Below are 23,235 nucleotides of genomic sequence, written 5' to 3' on the forward strand. Positions count from 1 at the left end.
AGATTTTATAAAAATAGTGAACAAATGTGCTCTACTCAATGCTTGCACCATTGCTGGCAATGACATCCTTGTACCAGTAGAAGGATTTCTTCTTGCTACGTTTGAGGCTTCCATGACCAGCATTATCTCGATCTACATAGATAAAGCCATAGCGCTTGTTCATTTCGCCTGTTCCAGCTGAAACCAGATCGATACAGCCCCAAGTCGTATAACCAAGCAAGTCAACGCCATCTTGGTAAATGGCATCTCGCATGGCCTTGATATGAGCCTCTAAGTAAGCAATCCGATAGTCATCTGCTACATGACCATTCTCATCCGGTGTATCCATAGCACCTAGACCGTTTTCCACGATGAACATTGGCTTTTGGTAACGATCCCAGATAGCATTGAGGGTGATACGAAGACCAAGTGGGTCAATCTGCCATCCCCATTCTGAGGATTCAAGATAAGGATTTTTGAGAGAGGCAAAGATATTTCCAGCAGTTAATTCTTTAACTTCTGGATCACCTGAGGCTACTCGACTTGCATAGTAAGAGAAGGAAACAAAGTCAACAGTATTGTCCTTCAACAACTCTAAATCTTCTGCAGTCATTTGAATCTCGATTCGCTCACGCTCCCACTGCTTCTTGGCGTAGTTTGGGTATTCCCCACGCGCTTGAACATCAATGAAGAAGTAACTCTTGCGGTCTTCCTCCATGGCTGCCCAGTAGTCTCTTGGATGGGCTGTGTTAGGATAGTATTGCCCTGCAGCCAACATACATCCCACCTTATTTTCTGGGTCAATTTCGTGGGCAATCTTTGTCGCAAGAGCTGAAGCTACCAACTCATAGTGTGCAGCCTGATATTTAACCAGTTCTTGATTTTCTCCTTCTTCAAAACAGAGCCCAGCTCCCATAAAGGGGGCATGGAGAATCATGTTGATTTCGTTGAAGGTAAGCCAATATTTGACCAAACCCTTATAGCGGGTAAAGAGTGTGCGACAAAGTTTTTCATAGAAGTCTAACATCCGACGATTGCGCCAACCACCGTACTCTGTAATCAAGTGCATAGGACAGTCGAAATGAGTGATAGTCACCAGAGGTTGGATACCATACTTGTGGCACTCCTTAAATAAATCCTCATAAAAGGCTAGACCAGCTTCATTTGGCACTGTTTCGTCGCCCTTAGGAAAAATCCGAGTCCAAGCAATGGATAGACGATAAGTCTTAAAGCCCATTTCCGCAAAAAGGGCAATATCTTCCTTGTAATGATGGTACATATCAATAGCTTGCTTGGCTGGGTAAAAATAGCCCTCCTCAAACGAAAACATCTTTTTCTGACCTGTGATAATGGCTTCACGATCTGGACCGATGGGGACGACATCCACATTCGCCAATCCACGACCTTCTAAATTATAAGCACCCTCACACTGGTTGGCAGCTGTCGCTCCGCCCCACAAGAAACCATCCGGAAAAGTCAGTTTTTCGGTCATAACTCTACTCACTTTCTTATTTGCTTGTTCATTTACTTATATTATAACTTATTCTGTAAACCTTTTCTTATAAAATACTGTGACATACTGATACTATTCTACTATTTAAGTTTATCAGATTGTTTTTTAAAAAATTATCCTCTAGAAAAAGTAAATAGCCTCCCCTGAAACAAAAAAGAAGACTGAAAACTAGTCTCCTCTGTTCCTTTTAAATCAAAGCTGTAATAACCGTCACTAGGCCAAAAATAATACCTGGTGCATTAGCTGCTGCAAGGGGGATATCTCTTTCTTTTTTGAAAAGACCGTAGTAAACCCAGAGACTACAGTTGATGGCAGCAACCAAGGGCTGGATGAAATTTCCTTTTTGACCAGCCAGATTGTTCATGATTTGTGGGAAGTAAGACACATACATCATAACAGACATAAAGGTCGCTACCCAACCTAAAATTTTCATTTGTTTTTCAGACATTTTCAAAACCTCTTTCATTTTTACTGAATCTTATTTTAAAATATTCTTTCAAAACAATCAAGTCTTTAAAACTTTTGTTATAAAGATATAAACTATCACAATCTTGTTATAAGAAAGAGGGAACAGAAAAAAGACCGAATTGCTCCGTTCTGTTTACTCAATCAAATATTAGAAAATGAATACTCCTTTTCAATGAATCGATTGATTGATGGTAAATAAGCCGTTAGAAATTATTGACAGTATCGAAATTTTCTAGTAAAATGAATTTTGTTAATACCTAAATGGTGTGTAGTTTTCTATCAACATAGTCAGGAGAAAAGGAACTTATGCTAAAAAAATTTAATGAATTGTCACTGAAAGATAAGGCTTATCTAATTGGCGGTTTGAGCTTATTAGTCATTGTGATCTCATTTGGTCTACTCAATCGTCAAACAGTAACTGTCAGTCTTGTCTTTACACAACTATCTGCTCCCTTGATTTTGGTGATTTTTACTTGTCTAGTAATCGGGATCATTGCTGGTAGTGCTATTGGTATTAGCTATCACCATAACAAGACTCAAGATCTGAGAAGCCGCATTGCTGAAGCAGAAGCGACTATCAATATAAAAGACAGGGAGCTTGTCCAGTACGAGGAACAGGTGCAACAATTAAAACAGGAAGCCAAACAATAAGTGTAGAAATCATAACCACCCGTGAAAACGGGTGGTTTTTTGTCTCGCACCTAACGGAGCGAGACGGACTGAAAGTCGCATAAATACAAAAAAGATCGAATTGCTCCGATCTTTTTAAGTTTCACTCCAAGAATGTTTAGATAAAAAATTTGATAATAGAATTACCTACTTCATACGATAAAAATCAATCACTAGACCAGCAGGCCCTTTAACTAATAAGGACTCTGTTCCCCAATCCGTTTCACAAAGACCGTGTAAAATCTCGACACCGATCTCTTTTAAACGTTGGTAATTCTGATTTAGATCCTCAATCTCAATATGAAGAATGATTCCTGACTGAAAATCTTCCAAAGGAATCAAATGATTTTGGGACAACATCAGACAGTGACTGCCAATCGTAAACTGAGCAAAACTGTCATCAACATAATCGGACTTTTTATCCAAAATACGCTCCAAGTCAGCACAGACTTGTGGAACATCTGAAACGATAATATCTAATTGATTTAAATTCATTTACTATCCTCCATAAAAAGACCGGATTGCTCCGATCTTTTTAAGTTTCGCTCTAAGAAAATCAAAGAATAAACAAGGCATCGAACCGCAGGCAGTACTGAAGTACGGCAAGGTGAAGATAACACAGTTTAAATTTGATTTTCGACGAGAGGAATTATTTAATTGCGCGTGATTGCAAACCTTCTTCTTCCAAGAAGAGGCGGAATGGTACGAGTTCTTCTGCTTCGTATTTTTCCTTGAAGTCTTTGATTGCTTCTTCTGAGTGAAGTTTTGGATCCAATTCAAGTACTTCTACTGGAAGTGGACGGTGTGGAGTGATGCGAGCATCGATCACAACAGTTTTACCTTCTTTGTTGAGTTTAACAGCTTCTGCAACAACTGCATCGATGTCTTCGATACGGTCAACTGTAAATCCTACAGCACCTTGAGCTTCAGCGATTTTCGCATAGTCAGCATTAGGGAAGTCACAACCAAACAAGTGTTTGTTTGTGTCTTCGTATTTGTCCTTGATGAAGGCATATTTACCATTTGAGAAGACAACGTTGATAACTGGAAGGTCGTATTGAACGTTTGTGATAACGTCTGGGTAGCACATGTTGAATGCACCGTCACCCATGATGTTCCATACTTGGCGATCTGGATTGTCTTTCTTAGCAGCGATACCACCAGGAAGGGCAATACCCATTGTCGCAAAGAGTGGAGATGTACGCCACATGTTCTTAGGTGTCATGTGAAGGTGACGAGTAGATGTTTGAGTAGTGTCACCTACGTCGATTGAGTAGATAGCGTCTTGATCAGCATGTTTGTTGATTGCATTGTAAACTTGATACAATTGCAATTCACCCTCAGTTTTACCTTCGAGTTTGTTCATGTAATCACGCCAGTTTTGGTTGTTCTTAACGTTTGCACGCCACCATGGAGTAGATTCAACTGGATTCACTTTGTCAAGGATTGCTTTCGCTGCTTGACCTGCGTCACCAAGGATTGAAGCGTCAAGGGCGTGACGTTTACCAAGTTTGTAAGGGTCAATATCAACTTGGATGAATTTTTCAGTGTTCTTGAATGCTTCATAAACTTCAGCAAATGGGAAGTTTGAACCAAGGAAAAGAACTGTGTCTGCTTCAAAGACCACTTCGTTGGCTGGTTTCCAACCAACACGGTAAGCAGAACCTGTCAAACCTTCATAGTTCCATTCGAAAGCTTCAAAGTTTTTACCAGTTGTGATGATTGGTGCTTTGATTTTACGTGACAATTCAGTAATCACTTCACCAGCTTTAACACCACCGTAACCAGCATAGATAACTGGACGTTCAGCATTGTTCAAGATTTCAACAGCTTTGTCGATTTCAACTTCGTTCAAAGCAGGAGCGATGAATGAACGCTCGTATGAACCTGATCCATAGTATGAGTTTTCGTCGATTTCTTGGAAACCGAAGTTTACTGGGATTTCAACAACAGCTGGACCTTTTTTAGAAACTGCAGCACGGCAAGCTTCGTCGATTACTTTTGGTAATTGCTCAGCGTAAGCTACACGTTTGTTGTATACAGCGATACCATTGTACATTGGGTTTTGGTTCAATTCTTGGAAAGCATCCATGTTGAGTTCGTTAACTGGACGTGATCCAAGGATTGCTAGGAATGGAGTGTTATCCATAGCTGCATCGTAAACACCGTTAATCAAGTGAGTCGCACCTGGACCACCTGAACCAACTGCAACCCCGATTGAGCCGCCGAATTTAGCTTGCATAACCGCTGCAAGAGCACCTGTTTCTTCGTGACGAACTTGCAAGAAGCGGATATCTTTGTCTTCAGCCAAAGCATCCATCAATGAGCTGAGTGTTCCTGATGGGATACCGTAGATTGTGTCTACGCCCCATGTTTTCAATACATTAAGCATTGCTGCAGATGCAGTAATTTTCCCTTGAGTCATAATGATAACTCTCCTTCAAATATTTTTAAATCTACTAAAAAAGGTTTCATATAGTTTTTGAAAACGTTTCAGTAAATTTTTACAATACTAATTTATCACATTTATTTTGACTTTACTAAGAATCTGCTCAGAAGTTTTTATTCTCTATTACAGTACAGTTTGAAAACGTTTTTAGCTTCTGTTTTATAATACTCAATGAAAATCACAGAGCAAACTAGGAAGCTCGCCACAGGTTGCTCAAAGCACAGCTTTGAGGTTGCAGACAAAGCTGACGTGGTTGGAAGAGATTTTTGAAGAGTATAAAAAGCGAGCAAGCCCGCTTTTAGTCTATTTTACTAAAGTTTAGTAAGAGTGAACTGGTCAGAACGGATACAGAACTAAAGGCCATGGCTAGACCTGCCAGTTCTGGGTTGAGAGCCAGTCCAACACCTGAAAAGACTCCTGCTGCAATCGGAATTCCGGCGACATTGTAGATAAAGGCCCAGAAAAGATTGAGCAGAATTCGATTAAAGGTTTTCTTACTCATGTCAAAAGCACGAACCACTCCTAGGAGGTTATTAGTTGTCAACACCAAATCTGCTGACTCGATGGCAATATCTGTTCCAGCTCCCATAGCAATCCCCACATCTGCTACACTAAGGGCAGGAGCGTCATTGATACCATCCCCAACAAAGGCTACTTTGCCAGACGCTTGTAGTTTATGGATTTCATGAGCTTTTTCCTCTGGCAAGACACCTGCAATGACCTCTTCGATTCCGATCTGATCGGCAATGGCACGCGCCACACCAGCATTGTCTCCTGTCAGCATGACTGTTTTAAGACCTCGTTTTTTCAACTGACTGATGGCAAGCTTAGCATTTTCCTTAGGAATATCTTGCAGAGCAAGCAAGCCTTTGATTTCATTCTCAACAGCCAAGAACACAACTGTCTTAGCTTCTTTTTCCAGTTGTTCTAGTTTTTCCTGATAAGTGCTAGAAATATCCATGCCATCCAGCATTTTAGCATTTCCAAGCAAAACTTGTTTTCCATTGATTTGCCCTGAAACACCTTTTCCGTGCAAGGCTTGGAAATTTTCCACAGTGTGAAGCTCAAGTCCAGTTTCAGTCGCTCGCTTAACAATAGCCTCAGCCAATGGGTGTTGAGAAGCTTCTTCCAAGGAAGCTGCCAATCCAAGCACTTCTACTTCGTCGCCGATGATATCTGTGACCACAGGTTTCCCTTCCGTCAAAGTTCCTGTCTTATCAAAAACAATAGTTTGGACTTTCTGGATTTCCTGTAGAACCGTTCCATTTTTGAGGAGAACTCCCATCTTGGCACTGCGACCTGTCCCCACCATAAGGGCTGTCGGTGTTGCAAGTCCCAATGCACAAGGGCAGGCAATAATCAGAACTGCTACTCCATAGAGAAGCGAAGACACAAAGCTCGCTCCAAGCACAACTACACTATCCCTGAGCAAGACGAACCAAACCCAAAAGGTCACAATCCCTAAAATGACAACTGCTGGAACAAAAATCCCTGAAATTTTATCCGTCAAGTCCTGAATCGGCGCACGACTTGTCTGAGCTTTCTTCACAAAATCCACAATCTGAGCCAAAACAGTCTCTGAACCAACTTTTTCTGCTCTAAAAACAAGTGTTCCACTATTATTGATGGTTGAACCAATGACGGTATCTCCAACTGTCTTGTCCACAGGCAGACTCTCACCTGTCACCATAGACTCATCAATACTAGAGATACCTTCTACTACGACACCATCAACCGCAATCTTTTCACCGGGACGCACTCGAATCAGGTCACCTACCTTGACTTGCTCCAAAGGGACTTGAACATAGTTATCCTCACGCAATACTTCTGCTGTTTTAGCCTGCAAGTCAAGTAATTTCTCCACAGCTTGGGAAGTATTTTTCCGCATTTTCTCCTCAAAAACGGCCCCCATAAGAACGAAGAAGAAGATAAAGGCAGCACTTTCAAAGTAAACGGGGAGGCCAGCGAAGAGGGCAACTAAGCTATAGAAATAGGCCACTAGGGTTCCCAGAGCAACCAAGGTATCCATGTTGGCATTGTGCTTTTTAAAACTAGCCCAAGCACTTTGGATATAAGGACCACCTGCTACTAGCATAATCGGTGTTGTGGCTAAAAAGGTGCCCCAACGCATGACTTGGTGACTAATTCCTCCTGTCGACATCCCAATCATGAGGATTACAAGAGGCACAGTAAAGATACTAGTAATCCAAAAACGCTGTAAAAGTGATAGAGATTTTCGAGTCTTCTCAACAACTGTATAACTTCCCTTTTGCATCTTCATACCACAAGAAAATTCATGTTGACCTAATTCTTGAGGGGTAAAACGAATTGTCTTCTCTTCATCCACGCCGATTGGTTCCAAGAGGCCTTCTTCTTCAAACAGAATTTCCTTATAACAGTTTGAAGGTGTCAAACGGTGAAAGGTGATCTCAGCAGGAACTCCTTTTTGCAGTTGAATGTGGGCTGGATGGTAGCCTTTGTCTGCCGTGATACGGATTTTTTGAACACCATTTTCAAGACTTGCTTTTACAATTTCAGTCATATCATTCTCCTATTCTACAATCATCTTACCGTGCATCATATTCATGCCACAAGAGAAACCATACTCTCCAGCCTGCTCAGGCGTGATTTCCACTACATACTCTTCCCCCATTGGCAGATCCGCATGTACACCAAAGTCTGGAAATACGATCTGATCCAAACATGGTGAAGGATCTTTGCGGTCAAAGACAATGCGGGCTGGCACTGATTTCTTGAGGATAATCAACTCAGGCGTATAGCCCCCCATGACCTCCACTCGAATCTCTTGGTAGCCGTTTTTTTGCTGGGCCTTTTGTCCAGATTTTTCAGGCTTTTTGAAAAACCAAAACAAGATAAACGCGATAAGGGCAATACAAATAATGGTTACAATAATATTCAACATGACGTCTCCTTTACATACAATTACATTTTACTTCTGTTACAGCGCTTGATTTCTTCTCAGAAATCACAGCTTCCAAGTCTTCCAAGTCAGCCTGAGTAAAATCACATTCAGCAATCAAATCAGCCAACAAGTTCTTAATCCTACGGGAACAAACTTTATCTTTGATATCTTGAACAAGCAAGTCTCGACTTTGATCCAAAGTTAAAAGGGCTGAATAGACAAAGGACTTGCCTTCTTTTTTCCTCGTCAGGCACTCTTTCTCAACCAAACGAGCCAAAAGAGTTTGAATGGTCGACTTGGACCAGTCGAACCGCTCCGCCAGAACCCTAATCAAATCTGAACTAGTCTGCTCTCCTTGCATCCAAATAATCTTCATGACCTGCCATTCTGCATCTGAAATCTGCATAATCACACCTCCAAAATCTACATTTGTCAATTACAATTATCAGTATACTCTTAAAATCTACATTTGTCAACTATGAAATTAATCTTTTCTTTGAAAAATTGAATTTTAACCCTATGATAAAGGATTTGCAGTCAAATCTTACTATATAAACTATGAAAATATGCTATACTAAAGAAAAAAGAAAACAACCACTAGGGGTGCGTAAAGCTGAGATTAACGACTGTTAGACCCTTTGACTCAATCTAGGTAATGCTAGCTGATGGAAGTGGAAATGATAATGGGGACTAGCAGTCTTCTATTGCCTTTCTAAAACAGACTAGCTTGTTCTTAAGAATACAAACTTCAGTTGGTTGGGAGGTTTTAGATGACTTATTTACCCGTTGCTTTGACCATTGCAGGGACTGACCCTAGTGGTGGTGCTGGCATTATGGCTGACTTAAAGTCGTTCCAAGCTAGAGATGTCTATGGAATGGCCGTTGTGACCAGTCTTGTCGCTCAAAATACCAGAGGTGTTCAATTAATCGAGCACGTTTCTCCTCAAATGTTGAAAGCCCAATTGGAGAGTGTCTTTTCTGATATTCCACCTCAGGCTGTAAAAACAGGGATGTTGGCAACTACTGAGATCATGGAGATCATCCAGCCCTATCTTAAAAAGCTGGATTGTCCCTACGTCCTTGACCCTGTTATGGTCGCAACAAGCGGAGACACCCTGATTGATACCAGTGCCAGAGACTACCTAAAAACAAATCTACTTCCCCTTGCAACTATTATTACACCCAATCTTCCTGAGGCAGAAGAGATTGTTGGTTTTTCAATCCATGATCCTGAAGACATGCAGCGTGCCGGTCGCCTGATTTTAAAAGAATTTGGTCCTCAGTCTGTTGTCATCAAAGGAGGCCATCTCGAAGGCGGTGCCAAGGATTTCCTCTTTACCAAGGAGGACCAATTTGTCTGGGAAAGTCCACGAATTCAAACCTGTCATACACATGGTACTGGATGTACCTTTGCTGCAGTGATTACTGCTGAACTAGCCAAGGGGAAAACCCTCTATCAAGCAGTCGATAAAGCCAAGGCCTTTATCACGAAAGCCATCCAAGACGCCCCTCAACTCGGTCATGGTTCTGGCCCAGTTAACCATACAAGCTTTAAAGATTAAAAAAACTCTCTAGTTCCTACTTTAAGGGAATTAGAGAGTTTTTATACTCTTCGAAAATCTCTTCAAACGACGTCAGCTTTATCTGCAACCTCAAAGCTGTGCTTTGAGCAACCTGCGACTAGCTTCCTAGTTTGCTCTTTGATTTTCATTGAGTATTAATTAGAAAATAATGTCATCCAACTTTGTCAAAAAGGCTTGCGTTTTTGTCTCTATATCTTCTGCCTGCATCAAATCACGCACTACAGCTACACCAGCTATGCCCGTGCCGATAAGTTGGTCAATGTTCTCTGATGTCAAGCCGCCAATGGCAACTACTGGAATGGCAACCCTTTGGCAAATTGTCTTCAAGGTTGAAATCAGAGTGATGGGTGCATTTTCCTTGGTCGTAGTCGGGAAAATGGCTCCTGTCCCCAAGTAATCCGCACCTCCTTCTTCTGCCTCGAGGGCTCTTTTTACAGTTTTAGCTGTGACACCGAGGATTTTTTCAGGACCTAGGACTTTGCGGGCAACCGAAACTGGTAGTTCATCGTCTCCAATATGCAGACCAGCAGCATCAACCGCAAGACAAACATCCAAACGATCATCGATTATCAAGGGTACCTGATAGGCATCTGTTATTTCCTTGACTTGTTTTGCCAGTTGATAATATTGATTTGTTGTGAGATTTTTTTCTCGTAATTGGACTATGGTAACCCCTGAGCGGCAAGCCGTCTCAATCTTTTCAAGAAAACTTTGCAAGGAATCTTGGTAGCGATTGGTTACCAGATATAGTCTAAGTGCTTCTCTATTCATAAACCTCTCCTTTGATAGCATCTAGCCAGTTTTCATCTCTTTTGAGGAGTGAAAGCTGATTGAGTACTTGGTAACGAAAATCTTCCAATCCCATTCCTTGAACAACTATTCTCTCAGCGGAGATATTGAGATAAGAAACCGCTAGGAAAGAAGCTTCAAAGGCAGTCTTTCCTTGGCTGAGAAAAACAGCTGTTAAAGCTCCAACCAAGTCTCCTGTCCCTGTTATCCAGTCTAATTCAGCACAGCCATTTCCCAGTACAGCGACCTGATTCTTCGAAACGATGAGGTCCTTAGGGCCTGTGACTAAGAATGACATACCTGGATAGATCTGACACCAGTCTTTCAAGACTTGAAGCAAATCCTCAGTTTCTTGATCTTTAGCACTCGCATCTACCCCAACGCCGTGGTGTTTTAAGCCAACAAGACTTCGGATTTCCGACATATTTCCTTTAAGTACCGTAGGTCTATAGTCTAAAAGGTCTTTAACTAAGCTCTTACGAATGGATGAAACTGTTACGCCAACTGCATCTACTACCATTGGAAGACAAACTTGATCTGCATAAGAAGCTGCCATACGGATTGCTTTTTCCTTCTCAGCTGACAAATGCCCCAAATTGATGAAGAGTGCCTGGCTTTGCTTAGTAAAATCAAGAACCTCACGGGGATCATCTGCCATAACTGGTTTACATCCCAGAGCCAAAATCCCATTTGCTAGCATCTCACAAGAAATCTCATTGGTAATACAGTGAATGAGGGAAGTCGTTGCCAGAGGAAAAGGATTTGTAAATGCCTGCATCAGTCTATCCTTTCATCAAAGAAATATCCCTGAACTTTTTTAAAGAATTCCTGCTTGATTAAAAATCGAAAGGCAATAAAGGAAATCGCTGTACCAATCAAGGTTGCACCGAAAAATCGAGGAGTGTAGATAAACCAACTAAGCTTAGCGGCCGATCCTGTAAAGAGTATCATAACAGGATAGGAAACAATAGAACCAATAATACCTGTTCCCAAAATTTCTCCCAAAGCAGAAAAGTAAAATTTTCTACCATACTTATAAAAGAGACCTGCTAGAAGGGCTCCAAAAGTCGCTCCTGTGAGAGCTAAAGGCGGAATCCCTTGAGTCGTCATACGGATAAAGGCTGTCACTGTAGCCATAGCCAAGGCATAAACAGGTCCCATCATGATTCCAGCTAGAATATTGACTACACTGGACATCGGTGCCATTCCCTCAATCCGAAAGATAGGCGTAAGGACTACATCAAGGGCAATCATCATGGATAAAATGGTTAATTTGTGAACCTGTAATTGGTGCTTTCTCATATTTCTATTCTTCTCCTGTTTCTAAAGACTGTAAATCGCTTTTCCATGTCTGATGTTGGTAGGCCATTTCCCAAAACTTAGCTTCCATATGAACACTGATGTGGAAGGCATCTAGCATTTTTTTCTTGTCTGTCTCGTCACTTTCTCGATAGAGTTGATTGACCAGAGCCTCTTCCTCTCTAATCTGTTGCTCCAACTCATCCGTAATATAAGTTTCAATCCATTGTTGGTAGAGAGGATTTGGTGATGGTTTAAGATTAAGTGATTTGCCTATATCATGATATAGCCAAGGACAAGGCAGCAAGCTCGCAAAGGCAATACCCAAGTTTGGCTCTGCAAATTGTCGATAAATGTGCGAAATGTAATGATAGCAGGTTGGAGCGATTGGATGTTGCTCCATTTCCTGGTCGCTGATTTCCAATTCCTTGAAAAATTGTTGGCGGATAAATAACTCACCTTCCACTAGACTCTGAGCATTTTGTTTCAAGAGTCTTTTCATCTCTTGATTTGAAGTCTTATCAGCCAAGAGGTGATAGGCTTCTGAGAAGGCCTTCAAATAGTAGGCATCCTGAATCAAGTAATAGCGAAAGATGGACAGGTCTAAATTTCCCTCTTGCAACTGTAAAACAAAGGGGTGATGAAAGGAAGTCTGCCAAGCTTCCTTGGATAATTCCATCGCAATATCTGTAAATTCCATAATAACTCCTTTATAAAAATAGACTGGTTTGAAGCAATAAAAAGAAAAGCAGGTAGATGAATAGTGTCCTTTGAGGAATATAAAAAGTCCGATAGCGATTCTCCGCCTGTGCATGTTCGTCATATCCATGCGCCGATAGGGCTCTCAGGTAAAGATGGCGCCACCTAAAGACTGTCATCAGAACCTTGCTGTAAATCAAGGGCGACCAAAAATGTAGTTCTTGACCGCGTAATAAGCAAGCTTCCTTGAGGGACTTGATTTCTTGCTGGATAAGGGGGAAGGAATTGAATACCACAATCAAGGCATAGGCCCAAGAGCGTGATAACCCCTTTTGAGCCAAGTACAAGAGAAGCTCTTTTAGGGAAATAGAGGAAACAAAGACAAGACCAATACAAACGGTCACAAAGGCCCTCGTTCCAAGCATGACTGCCTGCGAAGCATCTCCATGTAACTGAACTGCCCAGTAGTTGGCCAAAGATGGTAAAATGGCAAGTAGAATCATCCAAGCCAATACTTTAAATCGCCGGTAATAGAGCATAAAGAGAATACAAAATGCGACTACCGAAAGATTCAGAGCAATCGAAGGAATGAAAGATGTTTCCAAGGATAAAATCAGCAAGAAGAGACTGATAATCGGTGTCTGGGTTGCTACTTTGACCATACTATCTCACCTCCCTTTGAGCATTGCTACTCTGAGATGTGAGTGGTTTGGTAATTGTCACTTTTTTCACATGACTGAGACCCTGACTAGTCATCTCAATCCAATAATCAACCACAGAGATCAAGGGATCTAAACGATGGCTAATGATCAGAAAACTTCTTCCTTGATTTCTCTCCTCCACAATCCACTGACAAAAATAATGGCAGGCTCTATCATCCAAACCTGCAAAAGGTTCATCTAGCAAAATCACAGACGCCTTGCTGGTCAAGATGGTCAAGAGCTGAAGAATCTTTTGCTGGCCACCACTTAATTCATAGGGACTCTTATCAAGTGCCTGCTCCAGATCAAAATATTGTAAAGCTTGGAGAATCCGCTGATTTCTTTCAGAGTCTGGACTGTCTAATTGAAACTCTTCTCGCAGACTGACTCGGATAAACTGTTTCTCAGCTTCCTGAACAACACCCGTCAGGTCACGATACAAACTCTTTTTCTTTTTCAAGACCGAACTCTTCCAGGTAATGCGCCCCTTATACTTTTGAAATTGAAGAATAGACCGAAAGAGGGTTGATTTCCCGACACCATTGTCACCCAAGATACAGGAAATTCCTTGGTAGAATGTGAAATCCGCAATCGAAAAGAGGGAGCGCTTATTCAGCTCACAAATCGTTCTATCCATATGGAATAGTTCTGGGCTAGAAGCAACTTCCTTTGAAGCAACCTGTGTTATCTCAGAGGTAGGGATTTGATTTATTCCCCTTAGTTGTCCATCTCTTAGCTCCACCATATGGTCAATATAGGCTTCATAGTCCGTTAAATCATGGTCACACAAGATGACTGTCTTCCCAGCAAGAGCCAACTCTTTTAGAATCTCCAATATCTCTATCCTACTCTTGCGGTCAATGGAAGCAAAGGGCTCATCCAAGAGATAGACCCTAGGATTCATAGCAAAAAGAACAGCCAAAGCAGCCTTTTGCTTTTCCCCACCTGATAAGTGATGAATTGGACGGTGCAAGATCTTCTCACAGCGACATTGCTGGACAACCTCTGCTATTTTAGAATCAATTTCCTGAACGGGATACCCAATATTTTCCAAGGTAAAAACCAGCTCCTCAAACAAGTTCTCCATGGTAAATTGATGATTGGGATTTTGAAAGAGAATACCAACCGTCTGGACACGTTCGATGATAGAAAGCTGACTGACCTCGCTCCCATCTATCAGGACTTGACCGCTATAGGGAAGAGAACTGACTTGGGCAATCATTTGAAAAAGACTAGATTTTCCTGAACCACTGCTCCCAACTAACAAGGTAAAGGCTTGCGCATGAAAAGTAAAATCAAGCGGCTCAGAGAAGATTGGGGACTGAATCACTCGTAGTTCCAGCCCCATCTATGCCTTACCCCCAGCTGCAAACTGATGATAAAGTTTGACAATGGCACGAACCAAGATGGTGCAGAAGAAAAAGACGGAAATAAAACGTACCACTAGTAAGGAAAGAACAAAAGGAAGGGAGAAGGCATAGTAACCTAACTTAATGTATTCATAGACAAAGCTAACAAGCGTAATCCCAATACTATTGGCAGTTAGAGAGAGCCAACTTTCATAGCGATTCTTGGTTACGATAAAACCAAGTTCACTTCCCAAACCTTGAACCAAGCCAGACAAAAGGGCACCTAGACCGAATTGGCTACCATAAAGGACTTCAGCAAGCGCAGCTAGCACTTCTCCAATCGTTGCACTTCCGACTCTTGGAACAAAGATGGCCGCAATGGGCGCAGCCATACACCAGAGACCAAAGAGGATTTCATTGGCAAAGGCCTGCAAGCCAAGAGGGGCTAAAATCAGAGTGAGGATATCAAACAGATAACCTGAACCCACAAAAACGCCACCAAAAAAGATAGACAAGAAAGCAAGTAAGATAACATCTTTTAATTGCCATTTTTTCAACATAAAAAAACTCCTTTTTTAAAGAAAAGTGGGGCATTCAAGGTGAGCTACCTAAATGCTTTGTATCATCTTCATCCAGTTTCGTAAAAGAAAAAACTCTAATTACAGATAGAAATTAGAGTTCAGCTTACAAGATTAGATGGTTAGTTTCTATAAATACAAAACCATTTCACATTTCCCTTCGCCAGTCTTAACTGTATCAGGTTCAATGGGTATCATCTCAGCCTAAAGCACCCCAAATGTCTTTATTATTTAATTATATAAATATTATAACAAACGATTTATTCTAGTTCAAGAAATTGAACTGGGAAACACACTCTTGCACTCACAAAGATAGCAAGTCTTTCTTTTACAAAAACCAAATGTCTTGTTTGATAGATTAGCTATTTAAACTGAATCTGGACATATCTTTTTAGAAAAGGAAAACTTCCACTTACTTAGAATCCAAGGATAGATACCTATTGTTCACTCATTTCTCGAACAGTTTTTTCTATATTTTTTGCATACGATATTGCTGAAATGATTGAAACACCATCCATATTAGCCTTCATAATGTCTTTAATATGTTGCGTCTGTATCCCACCAATTGCAACTAAGGGCATTTGTGGCAATAGTTTTCTCATCAATTTAAGACCTTCATAACCTATAGCACCACCAGCATCATCCTTTGACTGGGTATCAAATACAGGACCAACACCAACATAATCTACATATTCAACTTTTGATTGTTGAAATTCTTCCTTGTTTTTTATTGAAAGACCAATTATTTTATCTGGCATCAATTTTCTAATTTCATCAACTCCAAGGTCATCCTGTCCTACATGTACGCCATCAGCGTCAATTTCCATTGCCAAATCAATATCATCATTAACGATAAATGGAACATTATATTTTTTACAAAGATCCTGTAGTTTTATTGCTAATTCGACTTTTTCTATACCTTTCAGTGCTCCCTCACCTTTTTCACGGAATTGAAATAAGGTTATACCACCTTTTAAGGCTTCCTCAACGACCGTATATAGATCTTTTCCTTGGCAAGTAGTCGTTCCACAAATAAAATATAGTTTTAGTAATTTTTTATGAAACATTTTACTTCACTCTTTTGAATTCCTTTACATCTTCGTCTGTAATCTCGTATAAGGCATTTATAAATTCAACTTTAAATGTTCCAGGAAGATGCCCATTTGGACGTTTTTCTGCCATTTCTCCAGCGATATTGTAAACCAACATTGCTGTTTCTAATGATTTCAATTCTTGACCTTTTTCAAGTCCGATAAAGCTTGCTACTACAGCACCTAATAAACATCCTGTCCCAATAACTTTTGGCATCATGGCACTACCATTATGAATCGTTACCACTTCTCCATTTACCGCAATAGCATCCACTTCACCTGTTACTATTATAGGAATATTGAACTTCTCATTTGCTGCTAGAGCAATTTCATCAATATTATCTACGCCCGCACTATCTACTCCTTTAGATGCCACATTTATCCCTACTAAAGAAGCAATCTCGCCAGCATTTCCCCTAATCGCTGCTAGTTTATAATTGTTGATTAGATTATCTGCTACTTTTTTTCTATATTCTCCTGCTCCACAAGCTACAGGATCTAAAACTGCTGGGACATTATATTTCTCTGCAATTTTCAGAGCAGCTTGGTATAACTTCCAATTTTCATCTGTCAATGTTCCTATGTTTATTAATAAACCTCCAGCATACTTTAATAAGTCCTCTAAATCTGCTGGAAACTCACTCATGGCTGGTGATGCACCTAGTGCTACTAATCCATTTGCTGTGAAATTTTTTACTACATCATTGGTGATGCAAATGACCAAAGGTGCTTTTTCTTTTAATAATTTTAAACTTGTCATATTGAAATCTTTCCTTTTCACTTTATACGATCTACTGATTTCGATTTATCTCTATCTTTCGTTAAGAAATTTTTTTATTTACATTGAATGATTTATGCTCAATGAAAATCAAAGAGCAAACTAGGAAGCTAGCCGTAGGCTGTACTTGAGTACGGCAAGGTGAAGCTGACGTGGTTTGAATTTGATTTTCGAAGAGAATTACCTCATCAAATTTGTAAATATCCTAAACTTTCTCTAGGCGTCATAGCCAATATCAAAAAAGGCTAATTCTAAAGCAACCGCTTGATTCCAACGTTCCTGAAGTTCTGTCAAATCCTCTCGACCTTTCCCTACACGATTGAGTTCGTCAACCAGAAATTGAACCCACTCTGTAAAGAAAGAACCTCTGTGGAGATTGATCCATTCCGAATGAATATAGGCTTCAGGTAGAGCCAAATCTTTAGAACCCCAGTCTAAATAGAGACCTTCTGCAATGACCAACATGACCAAAAGATGGGCATAATCTGATGATGACACAGCAGAATACATTAAATCCTGAAAGGCTTTTGTTACAGGATGCAAGATCACTTCCAGATAGTCATTCTCAGATACTTTTAACTCTTTGAAAGCCTTTTGGAAATAACCGTCTTCATCTGCTTCAAGAAAGCCTAATTGCTTGGCAAAACGAAGCTTGGATTCAAGCTGGTCTGCGTGGGCTACGCAGGCTCCCAGCATGGATAAGAAGGCATCAAAGAAGTGATAATCTTGAATCAGGTATTCTTTTAAGACCTTATTCTCAATTGTCCCCGCAAAAAGTTCCTTAACAAAACGATGATTGATTGCAGCCTGCCAATCCTTCTGACTACTTTTTAATAATTCTCCAACAGTCAAACCTGGCTGAAATGCATAGTCTTGTGTTTCCATATTTACTTTTCCTCTCTTTACTCGTTCGTAATCAACAAAACATCAAGAAAATCCTAGTTTTACTTGACCTTTTTAAAGAAAATCAAGGGCGTTCAAGAAGAGCTACCTAAATGCTTTGTATCACCTTCATTCAGCTTATATAAACAAAAAACTCCAATTACAATCAAAAATTAGAGTTTTGCTTACAAAATTAGATGGTTTTTTCTTTCTCAAGAAAAAACTATTCACATTTCCCTTCGACAGTACTAACTGTAGCAGGTTCAATGGGTATCATCTCAGCCTAAAGCACCCCAAATGTCTTTATTATTTAATTACTGCACCAGTATAGCAAAAAATGAAAGCCCTAGCAAGATATTTGACTGAAAAATATATTTATATAGATTTCAATGGTGATTTATTCTTCCTATAGACGAAGAAAAACCTCCACATCAAGTGGAGGCAATCTCTTTTATCAATACAATTTTAAGTCGCGTGGGTCAACTGGGAAGGTTGGGTTGTATGGGTTATGACGAAGTTTAAAGTGTTTAACATCTTCAATAGTCTGAGTTCCAGACAACTGCATGACTGTCTTCAATTCCGCATTCAAGTGTTCAAAGACTTGACGCACACCAACACTACCGCCGAGAGCCAAGCCATAGATAACCGGGCGGCCAATAGCTACCAAGTCTGCTCCTGAAGCCAAGGCTTTAAAGACGTGTTGGCCACGACGAATACCAGAGTCAAAGACAATTGGTACGCGTTTGTCAACTGCTTCTGCTACTTCTTGAAGTGAGTCAAAGGCAGCTGGCCCACCGTCGATTTGACGGCCACCATGGTTGGTTACCCAGATACCAGAAGCTCCAGCAGCAAGCGAACGTTCAACGTCCTCACGGCATTGTGGCCCCTTGACATAAACAGGAAGTCCTGAGTATTCAGCGATAAATTCTACATCTCGTGGAGATAGGCGCTGTTTAGCTGATTTGTAAACAAAGTCCATTGATTTACCAGCACCTTCTGGCAGGTATTCTTCAACAATCGGCATACCAACTGGGAAGACAAAACCATTACGCTTATCAACCTCACGATTGCCCCCTACCGTAGCATCTGCAGTCAAGACAATCGCTTTGTAGCCTTCAGCCTTCACACGGTCCATAATGTGGCGGTTGATTCCATCATCTTTACTAAAGTAAAATTGGAACCAGTGAGGTGTCCCTTGAAGGGCTTCTGTAATTTCTGGAAGGTCTACAGTAGAGTAAGAGCTAGTTGTGTAAAGAGAACCAAACTCATGCACACCACGCGCAGTCGCCACTTCACCCTGTTCGTTTGCTAATTTATGAGCTGCAACAGGCGCCATAATGATTGGTGAAGACAATTTTTCACCTGCAAATTCAATCTCTGTACTTGGATTTTCTACATTGCAAAGTGTATGAGGAACGATGAGTTTGTGGTTAAAGGCACGAATATTCTCACGCAAAGTGAAAGTATCCTCCGCCCCACTAGCGATATAGCCAAATGCTGCTTTAGGAATAACTTGTTGCGCCATTGGCTCCAAATCATAGGTATTGATGAAATCTACATGACCTTCTGCATTGCTTGTTTTGTATGACATAAAATGCCCTCCTTAATAAGTAAGCGTTTACTTTGTATGTTACAAAAATATCTTAACTCTTTTTTCAAAACTTTTCAAATATTTTGTTTGGAAATTTCAGAAATTTTATGTCTATGATAAAAAATCCTTATTACGGCAATAAAAAATAGATATTATCCAAAGGAGCTTTTAAGTGCTACAATAACTGTATTATTTCTAGATGGGAGGTTCTATTTTTGGATTGGTCCATTGTTGAACAATATCTACCACTATATCAAAAGGCTTTTCTCCTAACCTTGCATATTGCAGTTTGGGGAATTCTGGGATCCTTTCTGCTCGGTTTAATCGTTAGTATCATCCGGCATTACCGCATCCCTGTTTTGGCGCAAATAGCGACAGCCTACATTGAATTGTCACGCAACACGCCCCTTTTGATTCAACTCTTCTTTCTCTACTTCGGACTTCCCCGAATAGGGATTGTCCTATCTTCGGAAGTCTGTGCTACTCTGGGATTAGTCTTTTTAGGAGGTTCCTACATGGCAGAATCTTTCCGAAGCGGACTGGAAGCTGTCAGTCAAACCCAGCATGAGATTGGATTAGCCATCGGTCTAACACCTGTACAGGTCTTTCGCTATGTGGTTCTTCCGCAAGCAACAGCGGTGGCCCTACCGTCTTTTAGTGCCAATGTCATTTTCCTCATCAAGGAAACTTCTGTTTTCTCAGCAGTGGCTTTGGCCGACCTCATGTACGTCGCCAAGGACTTGATTGGGCTCTACTATGAGACAGACATTGCGTTAGCCATGTTGGTAATTGCTTATCTGATCATGCTACTACCTATCTCACTGATCTTTAGCTGGATAGAAAGGAGGCTCCGCCATGCAGGATTCGGGAATCCAAGTACTCTTTCAGGGAAATAATCTCCTGCGGATTTTACAGGGATTGGGCGTTACGATTGGGATTTCTATCCTGTCTGTCCTTTTGTCCATGATATTCGGAACAGTCATGGGAATCATCATGACCTCCCATTCTAGAATCGTACGATCTTTAACACGATTGTATCTGGAATTTATCCGTATCATGCCCCAGCTGGTGCTACTCTTCATCGTTTATTTCGGTTTGGCTCGAAACTTTAATATCAATATCTCTGGAGAGACTTCTGCTATTATCGTTTTTACCCTTTGGGGAACAGCTGAAATGGGGGACTTGGTTCGTGGAGCCATCACTTCCCTCCCTAAGCATCAGTTTGAAAGTGGACAGGCGCTAGGTTTGACCAATGTTCAACTTTACTACCACATCATCATCCCACAGGTCTTGAGAAGATTACTTCCACAAGCCATCAATCTTGTCACTCGGATGATCAAAACCACTTCCTTAGTCGTTTTGATTGGGGTTGTTGAAGTGACCAAGGTTGGACAGCAAATCATCGATAGCAATCGCTTAACTATCCCAACCGCTTCCTTTTGGATTTATGGAACCATTCTGGTCTTGTATTTTGCAGTCTGCTTTCCTATTTCCAAACTATCAACTCACTTAGAAAAACATTGGAGGAACTAAATGTCTGAAACTATTTTAGAAATCAAGGAACTAAAAAAATCCTTCGGAGACAATCCCATCCTCCAAGGTCTATCTCTAGATATCAAAAAAGGGGAAGTTGTGGTCATCCTAGGGCCATCTGGTTGTGGGAAAAGTACCCTCCTTCGTTGCCTCAATGGTTTAGAAAATATTCAAGGTGGAGATATTCTTCTAGATGGCCAGTCCATTATTAGCAATCAGAAAGACTTTCACCTCGTTCGTCAAAAGATTGGCATGGTCTTTCAAAGTTATGAACTCTTTCCCCATCTGGATGTCCTTCAAAACCTCATCCTAGGCCCTATCAAAGCTCAGGGACAAAACAAGAAAGAAGTAACAGAGGAAGCTTTGCAATTACTAGAGCGTGTTGGATTGCTTGATAAACAACATAGCTTTGCCCGTCAATTATCTGGTGGACAGAAGCAACGGGTTGCGATTGTCCGTGCCCTGCTCATGCATCCAGAAATTATCCTCTTTGACGAAGTGACGGCTTCGCTGGATCCAGAAATGGTGCGTGAGGTTCTGGAACTCATCAATGACTTGGCTCAAGAAGGCCGTACCATGATTCTAGTAACTCACGAAATGCAGTTTGCCCAAGCCATTGCAGACCGGATCATCTTCCTAGACCAAGGGAAAATTGCTGAAGAAGGAACGGCTCAAGCCTTCTTTACCAATCCGCAAACCAAACGAGCTCAGGAATTTTTAAACGTCTTTGACTTTAGCCAATTTGGCTCATATCTATAAAGGAGATTCTTATGAAACTATTCAAACCACTCTTAACTGTTTTGGCACTCGCCTTTGCCCTTATCTTTATCACAGCTTGTAGCTCAGGTGGAAATGCTGGTTCATCGTCTGGCAAAACTACTGCCAAGGCTCGCACAATCGATGAAATCAAAAAAAGCGGTGAACTACGAATCGCCGTATTTGGGGACAAGAAACCGTTTGGTTACGTTGACAATGACGGTTCTTACCAAGGCTACGATATCGAACTTGGGAACCAACTGGCTCAAGACCTTGGCGTGAAGGTAAAATACGTTTCAGTCGACGCTGCCAACCGTGCTGAATACTTGATTTCAAACAAGGTAGATATTACTCTTGCCAACTTTACAGTGACTGACGAACGCAAAAAACAAGTTGATTTTGCCCTTCCATATATGAAAGTCTCTCTTGGTGTCGTATCACCTAAGACTGGTCTCATTACAGACGTCAAACAATTGGAAGGTAAAACCTTGATTGTCACAAAAGGAACGACTGCTGAGACTTATTTTGAAAAGAATCATCCAGAAATCAAACTCCAAAAATATGACCAATACAGCGACTCTTACCAAGCCCTTCTTGACGGACGTGGAGATGCCTTCTCTACCGACAATACTGAAGTTCTAGCTTGGGCGCTTGAAAATAAAGGATTTGAAGTAGGCATTACTTCCCTCGGTGATCCCGATACCATTGCGGCAGCAGTTCAAAAAGGCAACCAAGAATTGCTAGACTTCATCAATAAAGATATTGAAAAATTAGGCAAAGAAAACTTCTTCCACAAGGCCTATGAAAAAACACTTCATCCAACCTACGGTGACGCTGCTAAAGCAGATGACCTGGTTGTTGAAGGTGGAAAAGTCGACTGATACTCAATGAAATCACAAAAAGAAATCAGGTAATCCTAGTGACTACCTGATTTTCTATGTCTTAAGCATCTTGCCAATTTTCTTGGTCTTCTTTAAAGCGTTTTAGAAGGTCCAATCCTTCTGGTGTGATATAGCCTTCTTCTTGGGCTAGGTGGATGAGTTCGCTGTAGTTTGAAAGTGTCACCAATTTCACGCCAGCATCCGCAAAGTTCTTATCTGCTTTTGGCAATTGGTAACTGAAAATTGCTACAACTCCAAGTACATCTGCTCCTTCTCGCTTAGCTGCTGCAACAGCTTCAAGAACAGAACCACCAGTTGAAATGAGGTCTTCAACCACTACCATTTTTTGTCCTTGAGCCACGCGGCCTTCGATTTGATTACCAGCTCCGTGGTCTTTTGGTTTGCTACGGATGTAGGCAAATGGCAGATTCATCTTGTCAGCAATAATAGCTCCGTGTGGAATCCCTGCTGTCGCAGTTCCTGCAATCACTTCAACCTCCGGAAAGGCTTCTTTGATAGCATCTACAAAACCATTTTCAATGAGAGTACGAGTTTCTGGATAGGCTAGTGTCACACGATTATCAGTGTAAATCGGTGACTTGATACCAGATGCCCAAGTGAAAGGCTCCTCTGGTTTGAGGTAAACTGCTTGAATTTTCAAGAGGTGGCTAGCGATATCTTTAGCAAGTGTCATGGTCTTCTCCTTTTGTTTTTCTAATCTAGT

At 41.0% G+C, this 23,235-nt stretch carries 25 protein-coding genes and 3 riboswitches; of the genes, 6 read left to right on the forward strand and 19 right to left on the reverse strand.

Annotated features, from left to right (window positions below):
• Window positions 1-31 precede the first annotated feature (31 nt).
• Window positions 32-1,471, reverse strand: coding sequence for a 6-phospho-beta-glucosidase (locus tag L0P31_RS07340; protein ID WP_084954072.1), 1,440 nt, complete (start codon window positions 1,469-1,471; stop codon window positions 32-34).
• A gap of 208 nt (window positions 1,472-1,679) precedes the next feature.
• Window positions 1,680-1,940 (reverse strand): SemiSWEET family transporter, encoded by a 261-nt coding sequence (locus tag L0P31_RS07345; RefSeq protein ID WP_001291472.1) that lies wholly within the window; start codon window positions 1,938-1,940, stop codon window positions 1,680-1,682.
• 326 nt (window positions 1,941-2,266) lie between these two features.
• Here L0P31_RS07345 and L0P31_RS07350 point away from each other — a divergent pair, with 326 nt between their 5' ends.
• Window positions 2,267-2,611 carry a lipopolysaccharide assembly protein LapA domain-containing protein gene (locus tag L0P31_RS07350; RefSeq protein ID WP_000913393.1) on the forward strand — a complete coding sequence of 115 codons (345 nt, stop codon included), beginning with the start codon at window positions 2,267-2,269 and terminating at the stop codon, window positions 2,609-2,611.
• Window positions 2,612-2,776: 165 nt separating this feature from the next.
• On the opposite strand, the gene L0P31_RS07355 is transcribed toward L0P31_RS07350, so the two are convergent.
• The 5 genes from L0P31_RS07355 to L0P31_RS07375 form a co-directional block, all read right to left on the reverse strand.
• Window positions 2,777-3,124, reverse strand: coding sequence for a VOC family protein (locus L0P31_RS07355; RefSeq protein ID WP_001052641.1), 348 nt, complete (start codon window positions 3,122-3,124; stop codon window positions 2,777-2,779).
• Between the two features lie 154 nt (window positions 3,125-3,278).
• On the reverse strand, window positions 3,279-5,054 hold the full coding sequence (spxB, locus tag L0P31_RS07360) for a pyruvate oxidase (protein ID WP_023943150.1): 1,776 nt from the start codon (window positions 5,052-5,054) through the stop codon (window positions 3,279-3,281).
• 322 nt (window positions 5,055-5,376) lie between these two features.
• Complete coding sequence (locus L0P31_RS07365) at window positions 5,377-7,620, reverse strand: heavy metal translocating P-type ATPase (protein WP_000136345.1); 2,244 nt, start codon at window positions 7,618-7,620, stop codon at window positions 5,377-5,379.
• 9 nt (window positions 7,621-7,629) lie between these two features.
• Window positions 7,630-8,001, reverse strand: a complete 372-nt coding sequence (locus tag L0P31_RS07370) for a cupredoxin domain-containing protein (protein ID WP_000932059.1) — start codon at window positions 7,999-8,001, stop codon at window positions 7,630-7,632.
• Window positions 8,002-8,011: 10 nt separating this feature from the next.
• Window positions 8,012-8,407 (reverse strand): CopY/TcrY family copper transport repressor, encoded by a 396-nt coding sequence (locus L0P31_RS07375; protein WP_001167188.1) that lies wholly within the window; start codon window positions 8,405-8,407, stop codon window positions 8,012-8,014.
• Between the two features lie 183 nt (window positions 8,408-8,590).
• Window positions 8,591-8,688, forward strand: a riboswitch (TPP riboswitch).
• An 83-nt stretch (window positions 8,689-8,771) separates the two neighbouring features.
• On the opposite strand from L0P31_RS07375, the gene thiD reads away from it, so the two are divergent.
• Entirely contained in the window at window positions 8,772-9,563 is a 792-nt protein-coding gene (gene thiD / locus L0P31_RS07380; RefSeq protein WP_000221754.1) for a bifunctional hydroxymethylpyrimidine kinase/phosphomethylpyrimidine kinase, read from the forward strand.
• 159 nt (window positions 9,564-9,722) lie between these two features.
• Here thiD and thiE (L0P31_RS07385) read toward each other — a convergent pair whose 3' ends face one another.
• The 11 genes from thiE (L0P31_RS07385) to lctO form a co-directional block, all read right to left on the reverse strand.
• Entirely contained in the window at window positions 9,723-10,355 is a 633-nt protein-coding gene (gene thiE / locus L0P31_RS07385; RefSeq protein ID WP_001078215.1) for a thiamine phosphate synthase, read from the reverse strand.
• Window positions 10,348-11,151 (reverse strand): hydroxyethylthiazole kinase, encoded by an 804-nt coding sequence (gene thiM / locus L0P31_RS07390; protein WP_001147718.1) that lies wholly within the window; start codon window positions 11,149-11,151, stop codon window positions 10,348-10,350. The genes thiE (L0P31_RS07385) and thiM (L0P31_RS07390) overlap by 8 nt, the downstream gene beginning before the upstream one ends.
• Complete coding sequence (gene thiW, locus L0P31_RS07395; protein ID WP_238096331.1) at window positions 11,151-11,675, reverse strand: energy coupling factor transporter S component ThiW; 525 nt, start codon at window positions 11,673-11,675, stop codon at window positions 11,151-11,153. The genes thiM (L0P31_RS07390) and thiW overlap by 1 nt, the downstream gene beginning before the upstream one ends.
• A gap of 4 nt (window positions 11,676-11,679) precedes the next feature.
• Entirely contained in the window at window positions 11,680-12,372 is a 693-nt protein-coding gene (gene tenA, locus L0P31_RS07400; RefSeq protein ID WP_238096332.1) for a thiaminase II, read from the reverse strand.
• 10 nt (window positions 12,373-12,382) lie between these two features.
• A complete protein-coding gene (locus tag L0P31_RS07405; protein ID WP_000241384.1) occupies window positions 12,383-13,033 on the reverse strand; it encodes an energy-coupling factor transporter transmembrane component T in 651 nt (216 codons plus the stop codon).
• 1 nt (window position 13,034) lies between these two features.
• The gene (locus tag L0P31_RS07410) at window positions 13,035-14,420 is read right to left on the reverse strand and encodes an ATP-binding cassette domain-containing protein (RefSeq protein ID WP_238096334.1); all 1,386 of its coding nucleotides are present in this window, start codon (window positions 14,418-14,420) and stop codon (window positions 13,035-13,037) included.
• The gene (locus tag L0P31_RS07415; RefSeq protein ID WP_000915275.1) at window positions 14,421-14,981 is read right to left on the reverse strand and encodes an ECF transporter S component; all 561 of its coding nucleotides are present in this window, start codon (window positions 14,979-14,981) and stop codon (window positions 14,421-14,423) included.
• Window positions 14,982-15,137: 156 nt separating this feature from the next.
• Window positions 15,138-15,226: riboswitch (TPP riboswitch) on the reverse strand.
• Between the two features lie 210 nt (window positions 15,227-15,436).
• Window positions 15,437-16,066: a thiamine phosphate synthase gene (thiE, locus tag L0P31_RS07420; protein WP_238096337.1), complete on the reverse strand. Its 630-nt coding sequence runs from the start codon at window positions 16,064-16,066 to the stop codon at window positions 15,437-15,439.
• A 1-nt stretch (window position 16,067) separates the two neighbouring features.
• Complete coding sequence (gene thiM, locus L0P31_RS07425) at window positions 16,068-16,850, reverse strand: hydroxyethylthiazole kinase (protein ID WP_049544375.1); 783 nt, start codon at window positions 16,848-16,850, stop codon at window positions 16,068-16,070.
• Window positions 16,851-17,084: 234 nt separating this feature from the next.
• Entirely contained in the window at window positions 17,085-17,753 is a 669-nt protein-coding gene (locus L0P31_RS07430) for a TenA family protein (protein ID WP_238096338.1), read from the reverse strand.
• 214 nt (window positions 17,754-17,967) lie between these two features.
• Window positions 17,968-18,056: riboswitch (TPP riboswitch) on the reverse strand.
• Window positions 18,057-18,204: 148 nt separating this feature from the next.
• The gene (gene lctO / locus L0P31_RS07435; RefSeq protein WP_000120723.1) at window positions 18,205-19,341 is read right to left on the reverse strand and encodes an L-lactate oxidase; all 1,137 of its coding nucleotides are present in this window, start codon (window positions 19,339-19,341) and stop codon (window positions 18,205-18,207) included.
• A 215-nt stretch (window positions 19,342-19,556) separates the two neighbouring features.
• Here lctO and L0P31_RS07440 point away from each other — a divergent pair, with 215 nt between their 5' ends.
• The 4 genes from L0P31_RS07440 to L0P31_RS07455 are packed head-to-tail and all read left to right on the forward strand — an operon-like array spanning window position 19,557 to window position 22,511.
• Window positions 19,557-20,237 (forward strand): amino acid ABC transporter permease, encoded by a 681-nt coding sequence (locus tag L0P31_RS07440; RefSeq protein ID WP_238096341.1) that lies wholly within the window; start codon window positions 19,557-19,559, stop codon window positions 20,235-20,237.
• Window positions 20,197-20,874: an amino acid ABC transporter permease gene (locus L0P31_RS07445; protein ID WP_238096342.1), complete on the forward strand. Its 678-nt coding sequence runs from the start codon at window positions 20,197-20,199 to the stop codon at window positions 20,872-20,874. Before L0P31_RS07440 ends, L0P31_RS07445 begins: the two co-directional genes overlap by 41 nt.
• On the forward strand, window positions 20,875-21,633 hold the full coding sequence (locus tag L0P31_RS07450; protein ID WP_238096344.1) for an amino acid ABC transporter ATP-binding protein: 759 nt from the start codon (window positions 20,875-20,877) through the stop codon (window positions 21,631-21,633). It begins immediately after the preceding gene.
• Window positions 21,634-21,644: 11 nt separating this feature from the next.
• Window positions 21,645-22,511: a cysteine ABC transporter substrate-binding protein gene (locus tag L0P31_RS07455; RefSeq protein WP_125448135.1), complete on the forward strand. Its 867-nt coding sequence runs from the start codon at window positions 21,645-21,647 to the stop codon at window positions 22,509-22,511.
• Between the two features lie 61 nt (window positions 22,512-22,572).
• On the opposite strand, the gene pyrE is transcribed toward L0P31_RS07455, so the two are convergent.
• The gene (gene pyrE / locus L0P31_RS07460; RefSeq protein WP_238096346.1) at window positions 22,573-23,205 is read right to left on the reverse strand and encodes an orotate phosphoribosyltransferase; all 633 of its coding nucleotides are present in this window, start codon (window positions 23,203-23,205) and stop codon (window positions 22,573-22,575) included.
• Window positions 23,206-23,235 lie beyond the last annotated feature (30 nt).

This window comes from Streptococcus mitis, assembly GCF_022137125.1.
GTDB classification, from domain to species: Bacteria; Bacillota; Bacilli; order Lactobacillales; family Streptococcaceae; genus Streptococcus; species Streptococcus mitis_CE.